Here is a 20,339-nt window from a genome sequence, read left to right on the forward strand (position 1 = left end):
TGAAAGACTTCTCGACTGATATCACTGGCATAAACTTTTCTCATTCCAGTAGGTTACATGAAAAACTGTTCAGGGTGAAAAAGATTCTGAATAGCCTCTAACAGCCTTGATGATGATGCCTACGATTACGGTAACAGTTGCCTACTCAGATTGCTTGGCTTTACTGCCCAGGAACTTTCTGAACTCGGAAAAACGTCCGATCCAAGTCATACTTCAACTGATCTAGATAGCTTCCGAAAAAGATTAGACCAGCGCAGCTATGAGCTCAATGCAGCCAGTGTTGAGTTGACTCAGCAAATCATTAGAGTATGGAACCCCGCTGATAACAAAGCAGAGGCAAGCAAGCTTAAACTGGTTGCCGATGGGCAATATCTCAAGGTGGTTGTAGAAGATAACATTGGCGTTGAAGTTGAACTTGACCAGCGCTCCGAGGGTTTTCAATGGCTTGTTTCGTTCTTCATAGTGTTCTTTGCTGAGGCTAAAGGGAAACATAAGAACACTATTTTACTTTTAGATGAGCCTGGAGTTAGTCTTCATGCTTTGAAGCAGAGAGAGTTTAGAAAAACGATCTCATTACTTGCTGATGAAAATCAGACTTTATACTCAACTCACTCACCATTTCTTGTTGGCCCGGATGAACTCGATATAGTAAGAGTTGTAGAGTTAACCGATAGGGCTGCTGGTACAAAAGTTCATACTACAGTGTCCTCCAGTGATCCTGCGGCGCTGTTGCCGCTACAGGAAGCGCTTGGCTACGATTTAGCTCAAAGTTTGTTTGCAAACCAGCGTAATTTGATTTTGGAAGGTCTGACGGATTATTGGTATATCGAAGCTATTTCCGGCCTGCTTAGAGATGGGGGAACTACATTTTTACACGACAAGATTGCGCTTGTGCCAGCCAATACAGCCAGTAAGGTAGTATATTTCGCAACAATTCTTACCTCACACAATCTAAAGGTCGCGGCTCTACTTGACTCAGATAATGCTGGTGATCAAGCAGCACGCCAAGAAATTCTAGTACACCGCCTTAGCAATAAAAGAATTCTGCGAACCTCCGATTTTTCAGTTCCTAAAATTGAGAAAGCTGAAATTGAAGACCTACTTAGAGAAACATTGGTCAGGATAGCCAAATCCGAGCTAAGTTGGGACATAACAACTGCATTAGCTAGCGCTGGAGATAAACCTATTATTGATTTGTTCCAAAAGAAGATTGGTAAAAATTTTTCCAAGTACAAACTAGCTAAGGCCTTCTTAAAGTGGTCACGAGATCATTCTGTCACTGACCTATCTGCAAATGAGGTTCAAGGTTGCACAAATCTCATAAATGCTATCAACGCTGCTCTGAAATGATCTTTTGCTTCTGGTTCATCCAATTGGGATGAGCCAACTCCTCCATTAATTTCGTACTATGAGTATCCACTTATGGCACAAAGCAGGCTGTCGGATTACACAAAATAATAGGCTTTTGTTTAGACCTGCCTCTGATTTTGTGTAGTCACCCATCACAAATAGATAACTTTATATTATTTTTCATGGTGTTAAAAATTATAGCTAATTTAACCCGACATACATTATATAAAAACACTATGAAAAAACTTCTCGAACTACGCCAACAAAAATCCAATTTAACCCAACAAATGCGTTCGCTGCTTATCAAAGCGGAAAACGAAAAGCGCTCACTGAATACCGATGAAGCCAAACAGTTCGACGAACTGCGCAGCCAGTCCGACACACTGAATACTGAAATTGCCCGTTATGAATCTTTGGCTGACGAGGAACGCAGTCAGGTAAAGGAACAACCGACCAGCAAAAAGCTCAGCAATGATGAACTGCGCCACTATGTTCTGACTGGCGAGGCTCGTTCCTTATCTATGGGCGTTCCGTCTGAGGGCGGCTATACCGTTATCCCTGAGCTGAACAAACAAATCATGCAACAACTGACTGATGAATCAATCATGCGCCGGATTTGTACGGTGAAAACTACACGCAGCAACGAATACAAACAGTTAGTTTCAGTCGGTGGTGCAGCCGTGGCATACGGGGAAGAAGGCAAGGCACGTACTGAGACTGCCACACCAAAGATGGAAGAAGTCAGCATTAAGCTGTTTCCTATTTATGCCTATCCCAAGACAACCCAAGAGATTATCGATTTTAGCGATGTGGATATCTTAGGTTGGCTGACTTCCGAAATTGCCGACACTTTCGTTGATACCGAAGAAACGGATCTTGTGAGTGGTGATGGCAGTAAAAAAGCGAAAGGATTCCTGTCTTATTCTCGTGATACTCAAACTGACAAGATTCGCGCGTTTGGCACCTTACAAAAGCTGGAAGTAACCGCACTTTCCGCCGATAGCCTGATTGACCTGAAATTCTTACTCAAAAATAAATACCGTAAAAATGCTGTCTGGGTGATGAATTCCAATACAGCCGCTCAGGTGCAGAAACTGAAAAACGGCAATGGTGATTATATTTGGCGGGAACGTTTACAGGCGGGTGATCCCGATATGCTGCTGGGCTTGCCTGTCCACTACCTCGAATTTATGTCAGAGGGTGTGATCAGTCTGGGTGACTTCAAACGTGGTTATTTCATTGTTGACCATGAAACGGGCATTCGAACCCGTCCTGACAATATCACTGAGCCGGGATTTTATAAGGTACATACCGATAAATATCTGGGTGGCGGGCTGGTGGATTCCAACGCAATTAAGGTACTGGAAGTGAAAGCGTCCAGCAACTAAGCAGAAGGGATATCGCATCCCTTTCCAAGTCTTGGAGTCCATTAATGAAGAATGATCTTGAAATCCGCACCGCCTTATTGTCTGCCAGCAATAAGACGCTGACAGGTTATGTGATTAAGTGGAACAGCCGATCACACGTGTTGTGGGATGAATTTGTCGAACAATTCGCGCCGAATGCGTTTAACGCCAGTTTAGCGGCAGGAACAGATATCAGGGCGTTGTACGAACATGACCCGATGAATCTGTTAGGCCGCACCACGTCCGGCACATTGCAGCTTGCCGAAGATGCCACCGGATTACGTTTCGAATTAACGCCGCCAGATACCCAATTGGGGCACGATGTGCTGACGTTGGTTGAACGTGGTGATATACAAGGCATGTCCTTTGGTTTTCGTGCCATTAAAGATCAGTGGGATACCCGTCAGACACCCTATATCAGAACCGTGTTAGAGGCTGAATTACAGGAAATAACCATAACCAGCTTACCCGCCTATCCTGAAAGTGGGGTAGAGATTGCCAAGCGTTCACTGAATGCCGCTAAGCCCCGTGATGCCGATTTGCGTCATTACTGGCTGCAACTGTCCGAGGTGTAATCATGTGGCCTTTTACACGCAAATCCCCTGAAACCCGCAGCATGACGCCGGATGAATTTTTTTCTTTGGCAGGCATGGCTAATACCAAATCGGGTGAGCATGTTTCTCCCTCCACGGCGGAAGGCTTACCCGCTGTGATGAACGCTGTCACAGTGATTAGTGAAGCGGTGGCCTCCATGCCTTGCTATCTCTATCGGGTTCAACACCAGAACGGCAAAGAATCCCGCGAATGGTTGAGTGACCATCCGGTGGATTATTTGCTCAATGAGTGCCCGAATGACTGCCAGACACCGTATCAGTTCAAAAGAACCCTGATGCGTCATTGCTTATTGAATGGCAATGCGTATGCGGTGATTGTCTGGGGGCAGGATGGTCAGCCACAGTCATTACACCCTTACCCGCCGTCGGCAGTCGTACCACAACGATTATTCGATCACCGGTTCGCGTATGCCATCACCGAGCCTTATAGCGGCAAGGTCAAAACCTATTTACAGGAAGAAATCCTGCATCTGCGCTATGCCACCGAAGATGGCTTTTTGGGGCGTTCTCCCGTCACGGTTTGCCGTGAAACACTGGGTTTGGGGTTGGCACAACAACGCCACGGGGCAAGCATCATGAAAGATGGCATGATGGCGGCGGGTGTGATTAAAGCCGCTGACTGGCTGGATGGAATCAAGGGAAGTAAGGCACTGGAAGCCCTCGAACGTTACAAGGGCGCTCGCAATGCAGGGAAAACACCGATCCTTGAAGGTGGGATGGAATACCAGCAGTTAGGCATGAGTAACCAAGATGCCGAATGGCTGGCCTCCCGTCGCTTCACCATTGATGATATCGCCCGTATGTTCAATGTCAGCCCGATCTTTCTGCAAGAATATTCGAACAGTACCTACAGCAATTTTAGCGAAGCCTCCCGCGCTTTTCTGACTATCACTATGCGCCCGTGGCTTGCCAATTTTGAACAACAAATCAAAGCCGCCTTGCTGATGAATTCTCCCAAACAGGGGATGCGTTATCAGGTGGAATTTGATACTGCCGATTTGCTGCGCGCCAATCCGAAAGAACGTTTCCAGAGCTACGAAACTGCCATTAAATCCGGTGTTATGTCACCGAACGAAGCCCGCGAACGCGAGGGATTATCGCCCCGTGACGGCGGTGATGAATTCAGCCAGGCATGGAAGCAAACGGTAGAAGTGAAAAAAACAGCGGAGAACAAGGCATGAGAGCAGGCAGATTACGACACCGGATCACCATTCGAAAGAATGAAATCATTCGTGATGAGTTAGGTTCTGAGTTCTACAAGTGGATTGATGTTGCTACCGTCTGGGCAGAGGTGAAAGCTATTAGCGGACGCGAGAAAATGGCCTCCGGTGCTATTTTCTCCGAAGCCACGATGCGTATTTGGCTGCGTTACCGTGATGATATTACGACAGCGAACAGCATTACCTATCATGGCGCGAACACCAGAGGAACGACCTTCAATATTATGGCAGTGATCCCTGATGCAAAACATACCCGCTTGGAATTGCTTTGTAAGGGAGGTGTTTTCCGATGAGCCAGATTGAAATTCCCCTGAGTGAAATCAAGCAACACTGTCGGATTGATGAAAGCGATACCCTTGATGATGCGTTGCTTACTGCTTACGCTGAAGCCTCGCTGGAAGTCTGTCAGCAACATATCGGCAAACGGTTTGATAATGGTCTGAACTTCACGCCAGCAATCAAAGTCGGCTGTCTGCTTTATATCGGGTTGCTGTATGAAAATCGGGAAATGGCAACGGACGTTGAGCTTAAAGAAGTCCCATTCACCATTAAATCATTATGGTCTGTCTATCGTGACGTGGGAATTTACTGATGCCGTGGCAGCCATTAAAGCGCTGTAGCTATCCGAATTGCCGTGAGCGGGTGAAATCAGGCCGCTGTGAGCAGCACCAACGGGAAGCCAGACGAGCGCAGGATAAGCAACGCGGCACCCGAACCCAGCGCGGCTACAGCAATCGATGGGGACGCTATCGGCTGCATTATCTGAAAGCCAATCCATTATGTGCCCACTGTTTACAACAAAGTATCTACACGCCTGCCACCATTGTGGATCACATTATCCCGATACAGGGTGACGTTGATGTGTTGTTCTGGCCTGCATCGAACCATCAGGCGTTATGCCAGACCTGCCATAACCGTAAGACCGTACAGACCGATCCCATCACCAAAGCAAAGCGCAAGCAGGGGAGCTATCGGCAGCAGGAAACCGAAGCGGCAAGGTATCGAGACTGGTTATCAAAAGAATAATAACTAAACGAAATAACGGGGTGGGGGTATCAAAAATGACAAATGCCCCTTTCAGCGGAACCGCCCCCTCCTTCAATTTTTACGCACGGCAATTTTTTTGAAAATAAACTCACAAGGAACAGAGAACATTATGGCAAGAGCACCCAAACCGCCCACATATTTAAATGATATTGCCGCCAGCCAATGGAAGGCCAAAGGTAAAATTCTCAGTGAGCGGGAAGACCTGAACGCCGCCGACTGGAACAACTTAGAACTGTATTGCGTGAACTATTCTATTTACCGAAAAGCGGTGGCAGACCTTGATATCAGGGGCTTTAGCATTGTGAACAGTCAGGGCAGCGAGAGCCGAAATCCGTCATTGAGTGCCAAAGCAGACGCTGAAAAAATCATGATAAAAATGTCGTCGTTGCTGGGTTTTGACCCCGTGTCACGGCGTAAAAATCCGGTGGAAACCGAGGAAGAAGATGAGCTGGATCGCCTATGAACGCATGGGAACAGTACGCATTTGATATCGAAAACGGCAAAATTCCGGCCTGTAAACGGGTAAAACAGGCGGTGAAACGCTACCTTAACGACCTGAATAACCCACTTTATGTGTTTGATTCTGAGGTTGTGGCGCGTTTTATTGCCTTTTCCCACGTCTGTCCCCATGTCAAAGGCCATTTGCGTGGCAAACCCAAAAACGAGATTGATGATGGATACCTTTGGATTAAAGCTAATCCTAATCTTGATGTCTACGCTTTAGTCCGATGGAGAAATCTGCCGAGGTATTTGTGAACCGCAGAATCATTCGTCACAATGGCGATCCGGTGCCCATGTGGGCTATGTCCAATGTGGTGATGGAAACCGACGCGAACGCCAATATCAAACCGAATAAGAAGAAATCCGCGAATAAAATCGACTCTGCGATTGCATTCCTGATGAGTTTTGGTACATGGCAGATTGAACATAAGGAGTTTGCGTTTAGCTCAAATGCGGACAACAAAAACGATTAAATAACTTTGATGGCATTTAGCTAATTTGTTGGTTTTTATTAACTCTCCATCAAGGTAGAGAGCAATAAATCAAAGCATGAAAAGGTGAGAAATCTCGCCTTTATTCCACCAAGTTTTATCAGTCATCAGATAGATTTTATTAATTCCCCGCCTGTTATTTTATGTCATCCTGCCATCAAAACATGCTACCTATCAAATATTAGTCACTCCGTACTCTCCAATATTGATGAACCCATTTTATTGATGTTCACTGGCGGAGCAGTATTCCACCGCCTTCATGTTACTTAGCAATATGTATTGTTGATTAAATGAGGGAATTACTATGCAAGATAAGAAGCCTGATGCACCTGTTTCAGAAAATAGCAATCTGGTGACAGTTACCACACCGGAATATGTCAAAGACTCAATCAAAACAGCTATTGTTCAACACGCCGCAAGTCATAATCATCCCTATGCAACTCATGTAGAACCGGGGTTTGTTACTTTAAGTAATGAAACAGACAGTGACAGTGAGTTAACCGCTGCAACCTCTAAGGCTGTTAAGAAAGCTTATGATTTAGCGAATACCGCCAATCAAAATGCTCTTAATAGCAATTCCGATCTCTATTTGGAGAAGGCGAAGAACGGGGCGGATATACCGGATAAGGCGGCGTTTGTGAGTAACTTAGGATTAGACGAAACTGTCAGTCAAGCCCAAAATGCCTATCCTAAAACTGGAGGTACTATTCAGGGTGAAGTGACTGCAAATAGATACTGGACAAAAACCTCCTTGAATCTAGGTACAGGGGATTGGGGGAAGAAGCATGGCATCTTGAACTCTGGTAAAGATAGCGCTGGGTTTGAGGGTAATAATGTTGAGCTTTTCTCATGGAATGGGATTGGAATGAGGTCAACTCTCAACGACGAGACTAATATTTATTTTAATCCTCGCAATGGAGAGATTGGCACTCGCGGCGTTATCAATGCCAAACAGTTAATAACGCCTTCAGTGATAGTGGGTGGTGGTGGTTTTAATGCAGGTTCCGCTGACAATGCCAGTTTTGAAGGAAACAATGTAGAGATACGTTCATGGTTTGGTGTCGGTTTTAAACCAACATTCGGAAACCCTCATGAGCTGGCTACAGTTTTCATCAATACCCGTACTGGTGATATATCAGCTCGAGGAATAATTCGAGCCGGTAATGGCGAGGTACTTTCTTTGGGACAAAATTGTCATCAAGATGGCAATGGATATATCAGACCGAGTTTCTCCGTCATCGAAATACACCCATCCGGTAACTTTACTACTAACGCTGAATCTGAAGGCGCTATTGTTCAACGTTTATCTGAAGGGATATATCTAATCCAAAATGTTATAGGGCTTGGCACTGATGGAACAATGAATAACATAGATATTCCATTATGCCAGAACAAACTACCATTGATTTGGATCAACCATGAAGTCCTCCCTGATGGCTCCATTAAATTAATGATTTATCACCGTGAACACTCAGATGCCCCTGTATTCGCCAGAAATACACGAGAAGGTTACTCTGATGGTGATTTGATTGATATCCCCGAAGGCAGATTCGTTTCTATTCGAGTGCAAATGCCTTCTTCTAAGAGTGAATAATTGCAAGTTTAATTTTTCTGTGGATTGTTGTCGCTGATTCCAAATTGAATCTTCCGGCATGGACACGGACGTCAAACAACAAACTGTATTAGCCTACATAGTCGTATCTCCTATGAGCTTTGGTCTTTCCCTTGAATGACCAACAGCAGCGAACTAAAACGTTCAATGGCATATAACGCAAAAAGTTAAGCTGTTTTACTGGTTCACTTATTGAATTTGATAAATCAATTCATTAAAGTAGCTCCGCCATCGGCAAAATCCGGTGGTCAAGGTTTTGCAGCCTTGAATGTATCCCACTGGTAGGAAATTTCTACCAGTGTGTCTGCTATCGCCCTTTCAATGGCGGTTCAGGCAGGGGAGGCTTCGGCCTCACCGGTTGGATACATCCGGTCTGCAAACCCTGTCTTGAATCGCCACCATAAATTTTCTCAATTAATGGAAGGGGTAGCAGGAATGAATAACGTTAGAAATGACTGGCATCAGGCCGATATTATTGCTGCATTACGTAAGCGCGGTACAACCTTAGCGGCTGTTTCTCGTGAAGCAGGACTCAGTTCATCTACACTGGCAAATACTCTCAGCAGACCGTGGCCGAAAGGCGAATGGATAATTGCTAACTATCTCGAAATACATCCCTCTGAAATCTGGCCTAGCCGTTATTTTGATTCTTATTCCGGAGAATTATTGGAAAGGAAAGTTCGCGATAACTCATCAGAATAATTATTCTAATATCGCAATATCAGGGGAATAGTCACCTTATCTAATCAGATGTATGATTCGCTTTGATAAGGTGGCACTAGCTGCAATGTTATGGGTCAGGTGACAACCTCTTATGCTACCAATGAAATGCGGCGCAACACGCTATAGTTCAGCACATTTAATGTACTGCCTGATTTTTATTTATCTCAAATTCACTCTTAATTCTTTTCTTTCTTTTATATTGTTCTTATCTTATGTTTTGTTTATAGGTTCGTTCAGTGTTTTATGTATAAATAATCATATAAACAAGTAAGGAAAATTAAGTTAAGAAATAAAATTTATTGATTTGATATCAAGTGATTATGTCTTATCTATAAGTCTAGACTATATATAATTACTCAAGGTTGTTTTCATGGCGTATACTGATGCGCTATTTCGTTCTTGTTTAGTGGATTGACGTGGTACATGGCTGGAAGAAAACCAACTAACAACAGTATGGCTGAACCAAAAGATCGCCAAGTGGAAGGGCTGAAACTTCCACCACACTCTTTGGAAGCAGAGCAATCCGTGTTGGGCGGTTTGATGCTGGATAATGAACGTTGGGATAATGTATCCGAGCGTGTCACCAGCAATGATTTTTTCAGTCGTCCGCACCGACGCATTTTTTCTGAAATGCAGCGTTTACTTGAAACAGGTAAGCCTATTGACCTGATTACGTTATCAGAATCTCTGGAAATCAATGGAGAACTGGATAATGTCGGCGGTTTTGCTTATTTGGCAGAGTTGTCAAAAAATACGCCAAGTGCCGCCAATATCAATGCTTATGCCGATATTGTCCGTGAGCGTGCTGTCGTTCGCGATATGATTGCAGTTGCAAATGAAATTGCCGATGCGGGGTACGACCCACAAGGGCGAACCAGCGAAGAATTACTTGATCTGGCTGAGTCACGTGTATTCCAGATCGCAGAAAACCGTGCAAGCAAAGACGAAGGCCCAAAAGGGATTGAGCGAATCCTTGAAGAAACTGTTGAACGTATTGAACAGCTTTACCAGCGCCCACATGATGGTGTAACCGGGGTTTCTACTGGCTATCAGGATCTGGATAAGAAAACGGCAGGTCTGCAAAAATCTGACCTGATTATCGTTGCTGCTCGTCCTTCAATGGGTAAAACAACCTTTGCGATGAACCTGTGCGAAAACGCAGCGATGATGCAGGATAAACCAGTGTTAATCTTCAGTCTGGAGATGCCCGGTAATCAAATCATGATGCGTATGTTGGCATCACTTTCCCGCGTGGATCAGACACGTATTCGAACCGGCCAGCTTGATGATGAAGACTGGGCCCGTATTTCGAGTACGATGGGGATTTTGCTGGAAAAACGCAATATGTATATTGATGATTCATCCGGCCTGACTCCGTCTGAAGTGCGCTCCCGTGCGAGAAGAGTTTTCCGTGAGCATGGCGGGCTTAGTATGATCATGATCGACTACCTGCAATTAATGCGGGTGCCTTCCCTCTCTGATAACCGAACATTGGAAATTGCAGAAATATCCCGTTCCCTTAAAGCGTTGGCGAAAGAATTACAGGTGCCTGTTGTAGCGCTCTCCCAGCTTAACCGTAGTCTGGAGCAGCGGGCTGATAAACGTCCGGTTAACTCTGATCTGCGTGAATCAGGCTCTATTGAGCAGGATGCTGACTTAATCATGTTTATCTATCGTGATGAGGTGTATCACGATAACAGTGAACTGAAAGGTGTAGCAGAAATTATCCTTGGTAAACAGCGTAATGGCCCAATCGGTACAGTAAGGCTGACATTTAACGGCCAATGGTCGCGGTTCGATAATTATGCAGGGCCAAGCTACAGTGATGAATAATTCAGTTTAAAATTAAACCTATTTATTAAACCAACTGATTGGAAAAAAGAATAAAAAAGGGGAAAAAATGAAAGCGGCAACTGCTGTTATCGACCGCCGCGCTCTGCGACACAATCTGCATCAGGTCAGGGCGAAAGCTCCGAACAGTAAAGTTATTGCAGTTGTGAAAGCAAACGCCTATGGACATGGTTTATTGGAAACTGCGTATACGATGGAAAACGCAGATTGTTTTGGTGTTGCACGAATAGGGGAAGCTCTGGCTTTGCGCAGTGGCGGGGTCATCAAACCAATTCTGCTATTGGAAGGCTTTTTAGGAGCATCTGACTTACCTATTCTGGTTGTCAATCATATTGAAACTGTCGTGCACAGTATTGAACAACTGGAGGCACTGGAACAAGCCGATTTACCTTATCCGATTAAAGTATGGATGAAATTGGATACGGGTATGCACCGTCTTGGCGTTCGTGTTGATGAAGCAGAAGATTTTTACCAACGTTTGAGCTGTTGCCGTAACGTTGAACAGCCTGTAAATATTATTAGTCACTTTAGTCAGGCCGATGAACCTCAGCTGGATACTACTCGTCAGCAGATCGAGCGTTTTAAGTTATTTGTCGCAGATAAGTCAGGGGAAAAATCCATTTCAGCCTCCGGAGGGATTCTGTTGTGGCCACAGGCGCATCTGGACTGGGTTCGCCCCGGTATTATGATGTACGGGGCATCACCGATGGCGGATAAAACAGCGGCTGATTTCCGCTTAATGCCCGCAATGACATTGAAATCCAGCTTAATTGCTGTACGTAAACACAAAGCAGGTGAAGCTGTGGGTTACGGCGCTACTTGGGTCAGTGAACGTGACACCTATTTAGGTGTTGTGGCGATCGGGTACGGTGACGGTTATCCCCGTAGTGCATTATCGGGCACACCGGTTTTTATCAATGGGCGTGAAGTCCCTCTTGTCGGGCGGGTATCCATGGATATGATCACGGTAGATTTGGGGCCGGATTGTCAGGATAAAGTAGGTGATGACGTTATCCTCTGGGGAACAGTTCTGCCAGTGGAGAAAATAGCAGCACATACAGGAATTAGTGCTTATGAATTAATCACTAAACTGACTTCACGCGTAGCGATGGAATATCTGGACGAATAATCGGGTTCAGTTATATTGTCTGTTACTGTGTCTTTATATCATTTAGTAATAGGGGGTATAACGTAGTGTTCCAGAATGTTGATGCTTACGCAGGTGATCCTATTCTTTCATTGTCGGAAGAGTTTAAAAAAGATCCTCGCCCAGAAAAGGTTAACTTGAGCATTGGGCTTTATTACGATGAGCAGGGGATAACCCCAAAATTGCAGGCTGTTGCAACCGCAGAAGAACACATGAGAGCTTTGCCACAGTCTGCTTCTCTTTACCTGCCAATGGAAGGTTTACTGGCTTACCGACTGGCTGTTCAGGAATTACTGTTTGGTAAAGATCATCCAATGTTGCAGCAGAACCGCATTGCAACAATCCAGACAATAGGCGGGTCAGGAGCACTAAAAGTAGGCGCTGACTTTTTACATCGCTATTTTCCTGATTCTGAAGTGTGGTGCAGTGATCCTACATGGGAAAACCATACTTCAATATTCTCCGGGGCAGGGATAAAAGTAAATTATTACCCTTACTTTGATGATAAAACCAAAGGGGTAAAATTTGATGAAATGTTGGCAACTTTCCGGCAATTACCAGCAAAAAGTATCATCCTGATGCACCCTTGTTGCCATAACCCAACAGGTTCGGACCTCACGAATGACCAATGGGATCAGGTAATTCAGGTTGCTAAAGAACGGGGACTAATTCCATTCCTTGATATCGCTTATCAGGGGTTTGCTGAAGGCATTGAAGAAGATGCTTACGCAATTAGAGCGATGGTGAATGCTGAATTACCTTGCTTTATTAGTAATTCGTTTTCAAAAATCTTCTCGTTATATGGTGAGCGAGTTGGTGGTTTGTCGGTTATTTGTGATGATGAAAAAACAAGAGAATGTGTTTTGGGGCAGTTGAAAGCCTGCGTACGCCGCATTTACTCCAGTCCGCCCAATTTCGGTGGTCAGGTTGTAGCAAGAGTGTTGGCAGATCCATTACTGAAAGAGCAGTGGATGAGAGAAGTTGATCAGATGCGTTTACGTATTCGGGAAATGCGCACTGTACTGGTAGCTGCATTGAGAAATGCATTACCGGAAAAAAACTTTGATCACTTGCTTAAACAACGCGGTATGTTCAGCTATACCGGATTTAATACTAAACAGGTCCATCGTCTGCGCGAAGAATTTTCTGTTTATCTGATTGATTCTGGCAGGGTTTGTATGGCGGGAGTGAACCACCATAATATACAGCGTATTGTTGAAGCATTTGCTGCTGTGAGTCGTTAAACATCCATTTACCCAATAGATTTTGAGTTGCCCAGAGCCAACAGAGAGGTAACTTGAAATATGATGGGTATAGTCCCTTGTTCTGGTATTGAATAAGGGATTTTTACTGAAGTTATAGATATCACTAATTAAAATAATAATAATGGATTTTTATATTTTATTTTGTGATGCTAAATTGTTAATTGTATTAATTTATATCTGTTTTATATATAGTAACGACACTGTGATATATTTTTCACTCACTCATATTAAATATAGATATGTGTTTTATCAGCTCTTTTGATTTTAAAAGATTAATCTTTAGGGAATAAAGAAAATGTAATACTAACTCTTAAGCTCTTTCAGAAACGATTGAGATAAATATTCATCTGTAAAGGCGTAATATGCTTTTATTGGGGTAATTTAAAAGAGTTAAAGCATTATGGATATGCAATCAAGAAAGTATGGCAGAACGTTTCATTATCCGTTTTCGCCGGGTACAACCAGTGATGACCGAATTAATCATGATTGGTGGCAGGATATACAAAATATTACTCAACTTATTCATACAGAAAAGTTAGATGGTGAAAATAACTGTCTGAACCAGCACGGTATCTTTGCTCGTTCTCATGCTGCACCGACGCAATCCGCATGGACACAGCAGATCCGACAGCGTTGGCAATTAATGAAGGGCGATCTCGATAATATCGAGATTTTTGGCGAGAATTTGTATGCGATTCACTCGATTGAATATCGTCATCTTGAAGAATACTTCTTTGTATTTGCTGTGCGTATAAAGGATATGTGGCTTAGCTGGGAGGAAGTAAAGTTTTACGCTGATTTGTTTGATTTTCCCACTACTCCAGAAATTGTTATTCCTGAAACACAGAATAAAACCATATTCATTGAAAATATCATTCAAACAGCAAAACAAGAAAGTTATTTTTCCTCATGGGATACAAAAACAAAGCAGCCTTGCTCAATGGAAGGAATAGTCAGCCGCAATGCAAGTGAATATTCAATTACTGATTTTTCACATAATGTATTTAAATATGTACGTAAAAATCATGTGAAAACGGATATTCACTGGAAAAGACACTGGCAACGGGCACCTCTCTATTTTGAGTATAATTTGAATGGAGGGAGACAATGAGCTGGTTATTCAGTAAAAATAAAACATGGGATTATTTATCTGACACGTTTTCTTTTATTGCGGATATGAATGGGGTTCAGCAGGACTCTATTCATCATGCTGAAGGTGATGTTGCGATTCATACTCAAATGGTGTTGGCTGCATTAGAACAATTGCCTGAATATCAGGCATTGGAGAAAGAAGAGCAGGAAATTCTCTGGACGTCTGCTTTGTTGCACGATGTGGAAAAACGAAAGACTACACGGGTGGATTTGGACGGGAGAGTTATTTCTCCCGGTCATGCTCGTAAAGGTGAATTAACTGTCAGGCAGATTTTGTTTCAGCAAATTTCGACACCATTCATTATACGTGAACAAATCGCTGCTTTGGTTCGTTTTCACGGGTTGCCATTGTGGTTGATGGAGAAGCCTAATCCTCAGAAAGCCCTGTTGGCAGCCTCATTACGTGTTGATACCTATTTATTGGCTTTATTGGCAAAAGCTGATGTTTTAGGACGAAAATGTCATGATGCGCAGGAACTGCTGGAACGTATAGAACTGTTTGAGCTTTATTGTCGTGAGCAGAATTGTTGGCGTAATTCACGGCAATTTCCTTCGTCAGAAGCTCGATTTCATTATTTTTCTACAGAGAGTGAGCAACCGGATTATCAGCCTTACAATAGTTATGGCAGTCAGGTAATTTTATTATGTGGATTGCCCGGTATGGGAAAAGATCATTTTATCCGGCAACATTATCCAGATAGGTTTGTCATTAGCTTGGATGCAATTCGCCGTCAACATCGGATAAGCCCGGAAGATAAGAATGCTACGGGTTGGGTTGTGCAACAGGCGAAAAAGCAGGCCAGAGAAAAATTGCGTAATCGGCAGGATTTTGTCTGGAACGCGACCAACCTGACAGGGCAAATGCGTCAGCAGATGATCAAATTATTTGTCAGTTATAATGCGAGAGTTAAGATTGTTTATATCGAACAGGAATATAAGCAATGGCGGCAGCAAAATAGTCATCGCCAATATGTTGTGCCGGATAAAGTGATGGACAGAATGCTATCCAAGCTGGAAGTGCCTACTCCCGAAGAAGCACATGAAGTTTGCTATTTCATTAATAATAATTTTTTAATATTGAAATAAGTTACAGTCGGGTTTTCTGTTAGAGCAAATAAAAAGAAGGTTGAACGAGTCTCAGCCTTCTTTCTTCTTTTTTCCTATCGCAATAACAAACAATTACTTTTGCAATAGTTGATAAAACGTTGGGTTATCATCACACTGCCCACTACCGCATTCCAAAACGGTAGAAACCAGATTAGCGGTGATTAAAATTGCAAATAATCCCATAGCCAGCTTACCCAGTATATGTGGTGAATGTTTTACCGGATCATGATTACCTGCTTTCAGAGGCATAATGACAGCAATGGCAATAATGGTAAGAATGGATAGAACCGCCGCCCAAGTATAGAAGTGTAAGCCAAAGAAAGTAGAGCCATATCCTGTATCTCCCGGCAGGATATGCAAAGAAACCTGACGCATAGCGACAAAGCCCGTTACGATACTACCCAGTATAGATAGGCTGTAGTGGGCGTTTTTGACACCAAAATAAATATTAAACAGAAAGCCAAAACCGATCATAATGATGCCTGCACGTTGCAGCAAACATAATGGGCAAGGAAGCTCAAAGCGTGCCAGTTGATAATAAAAAGCGACAATTAAAATGACAGAGATACCAAATAACCCCAAAATATTCAAGGTAATGGCAGGATTTAGGTTGCGAGATGCTGACAGAGAATTATTCATTACGGCCTCCGGTTAAAAAGAAAGATTCAGTGCATCAGTAGCATGATATTTAAACCAAAATATCGTGATGATGAATAAGGCAAACCAAAGGCCATAGGTAAGTTTTTTCTTGCCAGTCACGACAGTGATAATAATAACTAGCGCAATCAAAAATGGTAAAAACATATACATATTTAATCTCCATTATAAGTTCATAGGATATGTTATATCATTATGGAATAATTGCACATCTAATATGATTACTCATGTCTGTTAAATACAGCAATAAAGCTAATTTAATAATAGTATATTGATATAATTAAGTTTATTTTCATTGTGAATACTTAGTGTAAGGTATTTTGCATATTAAAAAATATAAGCTATGTTAACTTAAAAAATAAAACCTCCCGCAGAGAAGAGGTTTCCATTACGTGTGGTTATTAATATACCATTAATTTATATTAAGTATTGGTTTTAGGAAACGTGCCGTATGAGAGCTTTCACACTTAGCCACTTCTTCAGGTGTTCCTGCTATTAAAATCTCACCACCACCGCTGCCGCCTTCCGGGCCAAGGTCGACAATCCAGTCTGAAGTTTTAATCACGTCCAGATTATGTTCGATCACAACAATTGTGTTTCCCTGATCCCGCAATTGGTGCAGAACTGCCAGTAACTGTTGAATATCGGCAAAGTGTAACCCGGTTGTTGGTTCATCAAGAATATAGAGTGTCTGGCCTGTCCCCCGTTTGGACAATTCCCTAGCCAGCTTGACTCGCTGCGCTTCACCGCCTGACAGAGTAGTGGCCGATTGCCCGAGACGGATGTAGGAAAGCCCAACGTCTATCAGTGTTTGCAGCTTACGGGCGAGAGCAGGAACTGCATCGAAAAACTCGCGAGCTTCTTCGATGGTCATATTCAGCACTTCATTAATATTCTTGCCCTTGTATTTAATTTCCAATGTCTCACGGTTATAGCGTTTTCCTTTGCATTGATCACAGGGAACATAAATATCAGGCAGGAAATGCATCTCAACTTTAATGACACCATCTCCCTGACAGGCTTCACAGCGTCCGCCTTTGACATTGAAACTAAAACGCCCCGGTGTATAGCCGCGAGTCCGGGATTCAGGCACTCCGGCAAATAATTCTCTTACTGGGGTAAACACGCCAGTATACGTAGCTGGGTTAGAGCGTGGTGTTCTGCCGATGGGGCTTTGGTCGATATCAATGACTTTGTCGAAATGTTCCAGACCCTGAATATCCACATAAGGCGCTGGTGTGATATTAGTCGCACCATTTAACTGGCGCTGTGCAATTGGAAATAATGTATCGTTGATCAATGTCGATTTACCTGAGCCTGAAACTCCAGTGATACATGTGAACACGCCAACAGGCAGGTTTAATGTCACTTTTTTCAGGTTGTTGCCTTTTGCTCCAATCAATTTCAACATCTTGTCAGGATCTGCTGCGATACGCTGTTCCGGAATGGCAATCTTACGTTCACCACTCAGAAATTTTCCGGTAAGAGATTCCTTACTTGCCATAATGTTATCAATGGAGCCTTCAGCAACAATTTCACCGCCATGTACACCCGCTCCCGGCCCAATATCAATGATATGATCGGCGGCGCGGATAGCATCTTCATCATGCTCAACAACAATAACGGTATTTCCCAGATTGCGCAGATGCAGCAGCGTCTCCAGCAGGCGCTCATTATCGCGCTGATGAAGACCAATAGAAGGTTCATCCAGTACATACATTACACCAACCAGACCAGCCCCAATCTGGCTTGCCAGACGGATACGCTGGGCTTCTCCACCAGAAAGGGTCTCTGCTGAGCGGGAAAGTGTCAGGTAATTCAGACCAACATTGACCAGAAATTTTAGGCGATCGCCGATCTCTTTCAGTACTTTCTCTGCAATTTTTGCGCGTTGTCCACTTAATTTAATGTTCTGGAAAAATTCCATCGCATGGCCGATGCTGAAATCAGAAATCTGTGGCAGGGTAGTATTTTCGATAAAGACGAAACGTGCTTCTTTACGCAATCGGGTGCCTTCGCATGAAATACACGAACGATTACTGATATATTTGGCGAGTTCTTCCCGTACAGCGGAAGATTCTGTTTCTTTATAGCGTCGTTCCATATTGTGCAGAACACCTTCAAACGGGTGCTTACGGACAGTGGTATCGCCCCGATCATTAGTATATCTGAATTCGATGGTTTCTTTGCCGGAGCCATATAAGACGGCTTTTTGGATAGAAGCATTTAATTCATCAAATGGCGTTTCTATATCAAATTTGTAATGGGTTGCCAGAGATTTCAACATCTGAAAGTAATAAAAATTACGGCGATCCCATCCACGGATTGCACCTCCGGCGAGGGAAATGCTGCCATTCTGTACAACACGCTCAGGATCGAAAAATTGCTGGACGCCCAAACCATCGCAAGTCGAACAGGCTCCTGCGGGATTATTGAAAGAAAAAAGGCGTGGCTCCAGCTCGCTCATACTGTAACCACACATTGGGCAGGCGAAATTGGCGGAGAAAATAAGCTCTTCAGCCTTATCATCATCCATATTGGCAACAACAGCCGTACCACCAGAAAGCTCTAAGGTTGTTTCGAAAGATTCAGCCAGACGCTGAACCAAATCAGGGCGTACTTTGAAACGGTCGACGACGACTTCAATCGTGTGTTTTTTCTGTAATTCCAGTTTGGGAGGGTCGGAAAGATCACACACTTCACCATCGATGCGGGCACGGATATAACCTTGTGCGGCGAGGTTATCCAACAGTTTGGAATGCTCTCCCTTACGCTCTTTAACCACGGGAGCGAGCAACATCAGGCGTTGCCCTTCCGGCAGCATCAGCACATTATCTACCATCTGACTGATTGTTTGTGCAGCCAGCGGAATATCATGTTCAGGACAGCGAGGCTCACCAACGCGGGCAAACAACAAGCGGAGATAATCGTGGATTTCGGTAATTGTTCCGACTGTTGAACGTGGATTATGAGAAGTTGACTTCTGTTCAATGGAAATGGCGGGAGACAAGCCTTCAATGTGGTCGACATCCGGTTTTTCCATCAGTGATAAAAACTGGCGGGCATAAGCAGAGAGAGACTCTACATAGCGACGCTGACCTTCCGCATACAGAGTATCGAAAGCCAGAGAAGACTTACCGGAGCCAGATAACCCTGTGATAACTATTAGTTTGTCACGGGGAATTATCAGATTGATATTCTTGAGATTATGGGTGCGGGCGCCCCGAACTTCGATGTTATCCATTTACCATTACCCAGATTATATTGATCGTGCTCGACTAATAAACGCGGTATTATTGCACAAACCTTGCTGAATGGATATACAGTATTTAACGAGGTTTATGCTGTAACCATTACAGTGTATACCAAGCTTTTTCGATTGCTGTATAGACCGTTTTAGAGTGAGCACAGCCAATCTAATTCAAGAAGTAGCTTGAAAGATGAAGGGAATAAAGTACGATGCGCTTCGCAAAGAATTAAGATAACGGGTTTTTATTTAAAGTTAAGTCTCGCATGATAAACTACGTTGCTTATAATTACAGAATTCCGTTTTTAGCAAAAAAATCATTTCATCAGGAGTATTCCCAATGGCCAGCAGAGGCGTAAACAAAGTTATTTTAGTGGGTAATTTGGGGCAGGATCCGGAAGTTCGCTATATGCCGAATGGTGGAGCAGTTGCCAACATTACTCTGGCCACGTCCGAGAGCTGGCGTGATAAGCAAACCGGTGAGATGAGAGAGAAAACCGAATGGCACCGAGTGGTCATGTTCGGTAAACTGGCAGAAGTCGCTGGTGAGTACCTGCGTAAAGGCTCTCAGGTCTATATCGAAGGTGCTTTGCAGACCCGTAAATGGCAGGATCAGAGTGGTCAGGATCGTTACACGACTGAAGTCGTTGTCAACCCGATTGGCGGTACAATGCAAATGTTAGGCGGTCGTGGTGGCGCATCACAGGATGCTCCGGCACAAGGCGGCTGGGGGAAACCACAACAGCCACAGGCATCTCAGCAATTCAGTGGCGGCGGTGCGCAGTCATCTCGTCCGGCACAATCTCCGGCTCCGCAGAGTAATGAGCCACCAATGGATTTCGATGATGATATTCCGTTTTAAGTGCGCCGTTTTGCTTTGTAAATCAAGTGATTATATCAATTAATTGATATAATCATAGGCTGTTGGAGTGCCTATTGCAAGCCTGAC

Annotated in this window: 20 protein-coding genes and 1 pseudogene; 18 read left to right on the plus strand and 3 right to left on the minus strand. The window is 43.8% G+C overall.

Annotated features, from left to right (window positions below):
* Positions 1 to 150: 150 nt before the first annotated feature.
* From Xinn_RS16780 to Xinn_RS16860, 17 genes and pseudogenes are all read left to right on the plus strand, one after another.
* Positions 151 to 1,350: an ATP-dependent nuclease gene (locus Xinn_RS16780; RefSeq protein WP_211286024.1), complete on the plus strand. Its 1,200-nt coding sequence runs from the start codon at positions 151 to 153 to the stop codon at positions 1,348 to 1,350.
* 236 nt (positions 1,351 to 1,586) lie between these two features.
* On the plus strand, positions 1,587 to 2,738 hold the full coding sequence (locus Xinn_RS16785; RefSeq protein WP_086956485.1) for a phage major capsid protein: 1,152 nt from the start codon (positions 1,587 to 1,589) through the stop codon (positions 2,736 to 2,738).
* A gap of 44 nt (positions 2,739 to 2,782) precedes the next feature.
* Positions 2,783 to 3,331 (plus strand): HK97 family phage prohead protease, encoded by a 549-nt coding sequence (locus Xinn_RS16790; protein ID WP_086954056.1) that lies wholly within the window; start codon positions 2,783 to 2,785, stop codon positions 3,329 to 3,331.
* Positions 3,332 to 3,333: 2 nt separating this feature from the next.
* Positions 3,334 to 4,551 (plus strand): phage portal protein, encoded by a 1,218-nt coding sequence (locus Xinn_RS16795; protein ID WP_086954055.1) that lies wholly within the window; start codon positions 3,334 to 3,336, stop codon positions 4,549 to 4,551.
* Positions 4,548 to 4,883, plus strand: a complete 336-nt coding sequence (locus tag Xinn_RS16800; protein WP_086954054.1) for a phage head closure protein — start codon at positions 4,548 to 4,550, stop codon at positions 4,881 to 4,883. Before Xinn_RS16795 ends, Xinn_RS16800 begins: the two co-directional genes overlap by 4 nt.
* Positions 4,880 to 5,182 carry a head-tail connector protein gene (locus Xinn_RS16805; protein WP_086954053.1) on the plus strand — a complete coding sequence of 101 codons (303 nt, stop codon included), beginning with the start codon at positions 4,880 to 4,882 and terminating at the stop codon, positions 5,180 to 5,182. Before Xinn_RS16800 ends, Xinn_RS16805 begins: the two co-directional genes overlap by 4 nt.
* Positions 5,182 to 5,616, plus strand: a complete 435-nt coding sequence (locus tag Xinn_RS16810) for an HNH endonuclease signature motif containing protein (protein WP_086954052.1) — start codon at positions 5,182 to 5,184, stop codon at positions 5,614 to 5,616. The genes Xinn_RS16805 and Xinn_RS16810 overlap by 1 nt, the downstream gene beginning before the upstream one ends.
* A 130-nt stretch (positions 5,617 to 5,746) precedes the next feature.
* Positions 5,747 to 6,100, plus strand: a complete 354-nt coding sequence (locus Xinn_RS16815) for a phage terminase small subunit P27 family (RefSeq protein ID WP_086954051.1) — start codon at positions 5,747 to 5,749, stop codon at positions 6,098 to 6,100.
* Positions 6,097 to 6,393, plus strand: a complete 297-nt coding sequence (locus tag Xinn_RS22820; RefSeq protein ID WP_244590233.1) for a hypothetical protein — start codon at positions 6,097 to 6,099, stop codon at positions 6,391 to 6,393. The genes Xinn_RS16815 and Xinn_RS22820 overlap by 4 nt, the downstream gene beginning before the upstream one ends.
* A pseudogene (locus Xinn_RS22825) lies at positions 6,351 to 6,631 on the plus strand (terminase TerL endonuclease subunit); the annotation flags it as partial. The gene Xinn_RS22820 and the pseudogene Xinn_RS22825, both read left to right, overlap by 43 nt.
* 302 nt (positions 6,632 to 6,933) lie before the next feature.
* Complete coding sequence (locus tag Xinn_RS21825; RefSeq protein ID WP_143706517.1) at positions 6,934 to 8,223, plus strand: phage tail fiber protein; 1,290 nt, start codon at positions 6,934 to 6,936, stop codon at positions 8,221 to 8,223.
* 453 nt (positions 8,224 to 8,676) lie between these two features.
* A complete protein-coding gene (locus tag Xinn_RS16835) occupies positions 8,677 to 8,943 on the plus strand; it encodes a helix-turn-helix domain-containing protein (protein WP_086956483.1) in 267 nt (88 codons plus the stop codon).
* Positions 8,944 to 9,387: 444 nt separating this feature from the next.
* The gene (gene dnaB, locus Xinn_RS16840; protein ID WP_086954050.1) at positions 9,388 to 10,797 is read left to right on the plus strand and encodes a replicative DNA helicase; all 1,410 of its coding nucleotides are present in this window, start codon (positions 9,388 to 9,390) and stop codon (positions 10,795 to 10,797) included.
* 67 nt (positions 10,798 to 10,864) lie between these two features.
* Positions 10,865 to 11,944, plus strand: a complete 1,080-nt coding sequence (gene alr / locus Xinn_RS16845; RefSeq protein ID WP_086954049.1) for an alanine racemase — start codon at positions 10,865 to 10,867, stop codon at positions 11,942 to 11,944.
* Between the two features lie 65 nt (positions 11,945 to 12,009).
* Positions 12,010 to 13,206, plus strand: a complete 1,197-nt coding sequence (locus tag Xinn_RS16850; RefSeq protein ID WP_086954048.1) for an amino acid aminotransferase — start codon at positions 12,010 to 12,012, stop codon at positions 13,204 to 13,206.
* 421 nt (positions 13,207 to 13,627) lie between these two features.
* Positions 13,628 to 14,338, plus strand: a complete 711-nt coding sequence (locus Xinn_RS16855) for an RNA ligase family protein (protein ID WP_086954047.1) — start codon at positions 13,628 to 13,630, stop codon at positions 14,336 to 14,338.
* Positions 14,335 to 15,465 carry an AAA family ATPase gene (locus Xinn_RS16860; RefSeq protein ID WP_086954046.1) on the plus strand — a complete coding sequence of 377 codons (1,131 nt, stop codon included), beginning with the start codon at positions 14,335 to 14,337 and terminating at the stop codon, positions 15,463 to 15,465. The genes Xinn_RS16855 and Xinn_RS16860 overlap by 4 nt, the downstream gene beginning before the upstream one ends.
* A 93-nt stretch (positions 15,466 to 15,558) precedes the next feature.
* Here Xinn_RS16860 and Xinn_RS16865 read toward each other — a convergent pair whose 3' ends face one another.
* From Xinn_RS16865 to uvrA, 3 genes are all read right to left on the minus strand, one after another.
* A complete protein-coding gene (locus Xinn_RS16865; RefSeq protein WP_086954045.1) occupies positions 15,559 to 16,125 on the minus strand; it encodes a disulfide bond formation protein B in 567 nt (188 codons plus the stop codon).
* Between the two features lie 12 nt (positions 16,126 to 16,137).
* Positions 16,138 to 16,296 (minus strand): DUF5993 family protein, encoded by a 159-nt coding sequence (locus tag Xinn_RS22830; protein WP_222419592.1) that lies wholly within the window; start codon positions 16,294 to 16,296, stop codon positions 16,138 to 16,140.
* 259 nt (positions 16,297 to 16,555) lie between these two features.
* Positions 16,556 to 19,387: an excinuclease ABC subunit UvrA gene (gene uvrA / locus Xinn_RS16870; protein WP_086954044.1), complete on the minus strand. Its 2,832-nt coding sequence runs from the start codon at positions 19,385 to 19,387 to the stop codon at positions 16,556 to 16,558.
* Positions 19,388 to 19,730: 343 nt separating this feature from the next.
* Between uvrA and Xinn_RS16875 the strand changes: the two genes are divergently transcribed.
* On the plus strand, positions 19,731 to 20,252 hold the full coding sequence (locus Xinn_RS16875; RefSeq protein ID WP_099137703.1) for a single-stranded DNA-binding protein: 522 nt from the start codon (positions 19,731 to 19,733) through the stop codon (positions 20,250 to 20,252).
* Positions 20,253 to 20,339 lie beyond the last annotated feature (87 nt).

The organism is Xenorhabdus innexi, from assembly GCF_002632485.1.
Taxonomy (GTDB): Bacteria; Pseudomonadota; Gammaproteobacteria; order Enterobacterales; family Enterobacteriaceae; genus Xenorhabdus; species Xenorhabdus innexi.

Coding starts and splice junctions, on each gene's coding strand:
- Xinn_RS16785 (WP_086956485.1), top strand. CDS start 1,587: ATGAAAAAACTTCTCGAACTACGCCAACAAAAATCCAATTTAACCCAA.
- Xinn_RS16790 (WP_086954056.1), top strand. CDS start 2,783: ATGAAGAATGATCTTGAAATCCGCACCGCCTTATTGTCTGCCAGCAAT.
- Xinn_RS16795 (WP_086954055.1), top strand. CDS start 3,334: ATGTGGCCTTTTACACGCAAATCCCCTGAAACCCGCAGCATGACGCCG.
- Xinn_RS16800 (WP_086954054.1), top strand. CDS start 4,548: ATGAGAGCAGGCAGATTACGACACCGGATCACCATTCGAAAGAATGAA.
- Xinn_RS16805 (WP_086954053.1), top strand. CDS start 4,880: ATGAGCCAGATTGAAATTCCCCTGAGTGAAATCAAGCAACACTGTCGG.
- Xinn_RS16810 (WP_086954052.1), top strand. CDS start 5,182: ATGCCGTGGCAGCCATTAAAGCGCTGTAGCTATCCGAATTGCCGTGAG.
- Xinn_RS16815 (WP_086954051.1), top strand. CDS start 5,747: ATGGCAAGAGCACCCAAACCGCCCACATATTTAAATGATATTGCCGCC.
- Xinn_RS22820 (WP_244590233.1), top strand. CDS start 6,097: ATGAACGCATGGGAACAGTACGCATTTGATATCGAAAACGGCAAAATT.
- Xinn_RS21825 (WP_143706517.1), top strand. CDS start 6,934: ATGCAAGATAAGAAGCCTGATGCACCTGTTTCAGAAAATAGCAATCTG.
- Xinn_RS16835 (WP_086956483.1), top strand. CDS start 8,677: ATGAATAACGTTAGAAATGACTGGCATCAGGCCGATATTATTGCTGCA.
- dnaB (WP_086954050.1), top strand. CDS start 9,388: ATGGCTGGAAGAAAACCAACTAACAACAGTATGGCTGAACCAAAAGAT.
- alr (WP_086954049.1), top strand. CDS start 10,865: ATGAAAGCGGCAACTGCTGTTATCGACCGCCGCGCTCTGCGACACAAT.
- Xinn_RS16855 (WP_086954047.1), top strand. CDS start 13,628: ATGGATATGCAATCAAGAAAGTATGGCAGAACGTTTCATTATCCGTTT.
- Xinn_RS16860 (WP_086954046.1), top strand. CDS start 14,335: ATGAGCTGGTTATTCAGTAAAAATAAAACATGGGATTATTTATCTGAC.
- Xinn_RS16865 (WP_086954045.1), bottom strand. CDS start 16,125: ATGAATAATTCTCTGTCAGCATCTCGCAACCTAAATCCTGCCATTACC.
- Xinn_RS22830 (WP_222419592.1), bottom strand. CDS start 16,296: ATGTATATGTTTTTACCATTTTTGATTGCGCTAGTTATTATTATCACT.
- uvrA (WP_086954044.1), bottom strand. CDS start 19,387: ATGGATAACATCGAAGTTCGGGGCGCCCGCACCCATAATCTCAAGAAT.
- Xinn_RS16875 (WP_099137703.1), top strand. CDS start 19,731: ATGGCCAGCAGAGGCGTAAACAAAGTTATTTTAGTGGGTAATTTGGGG.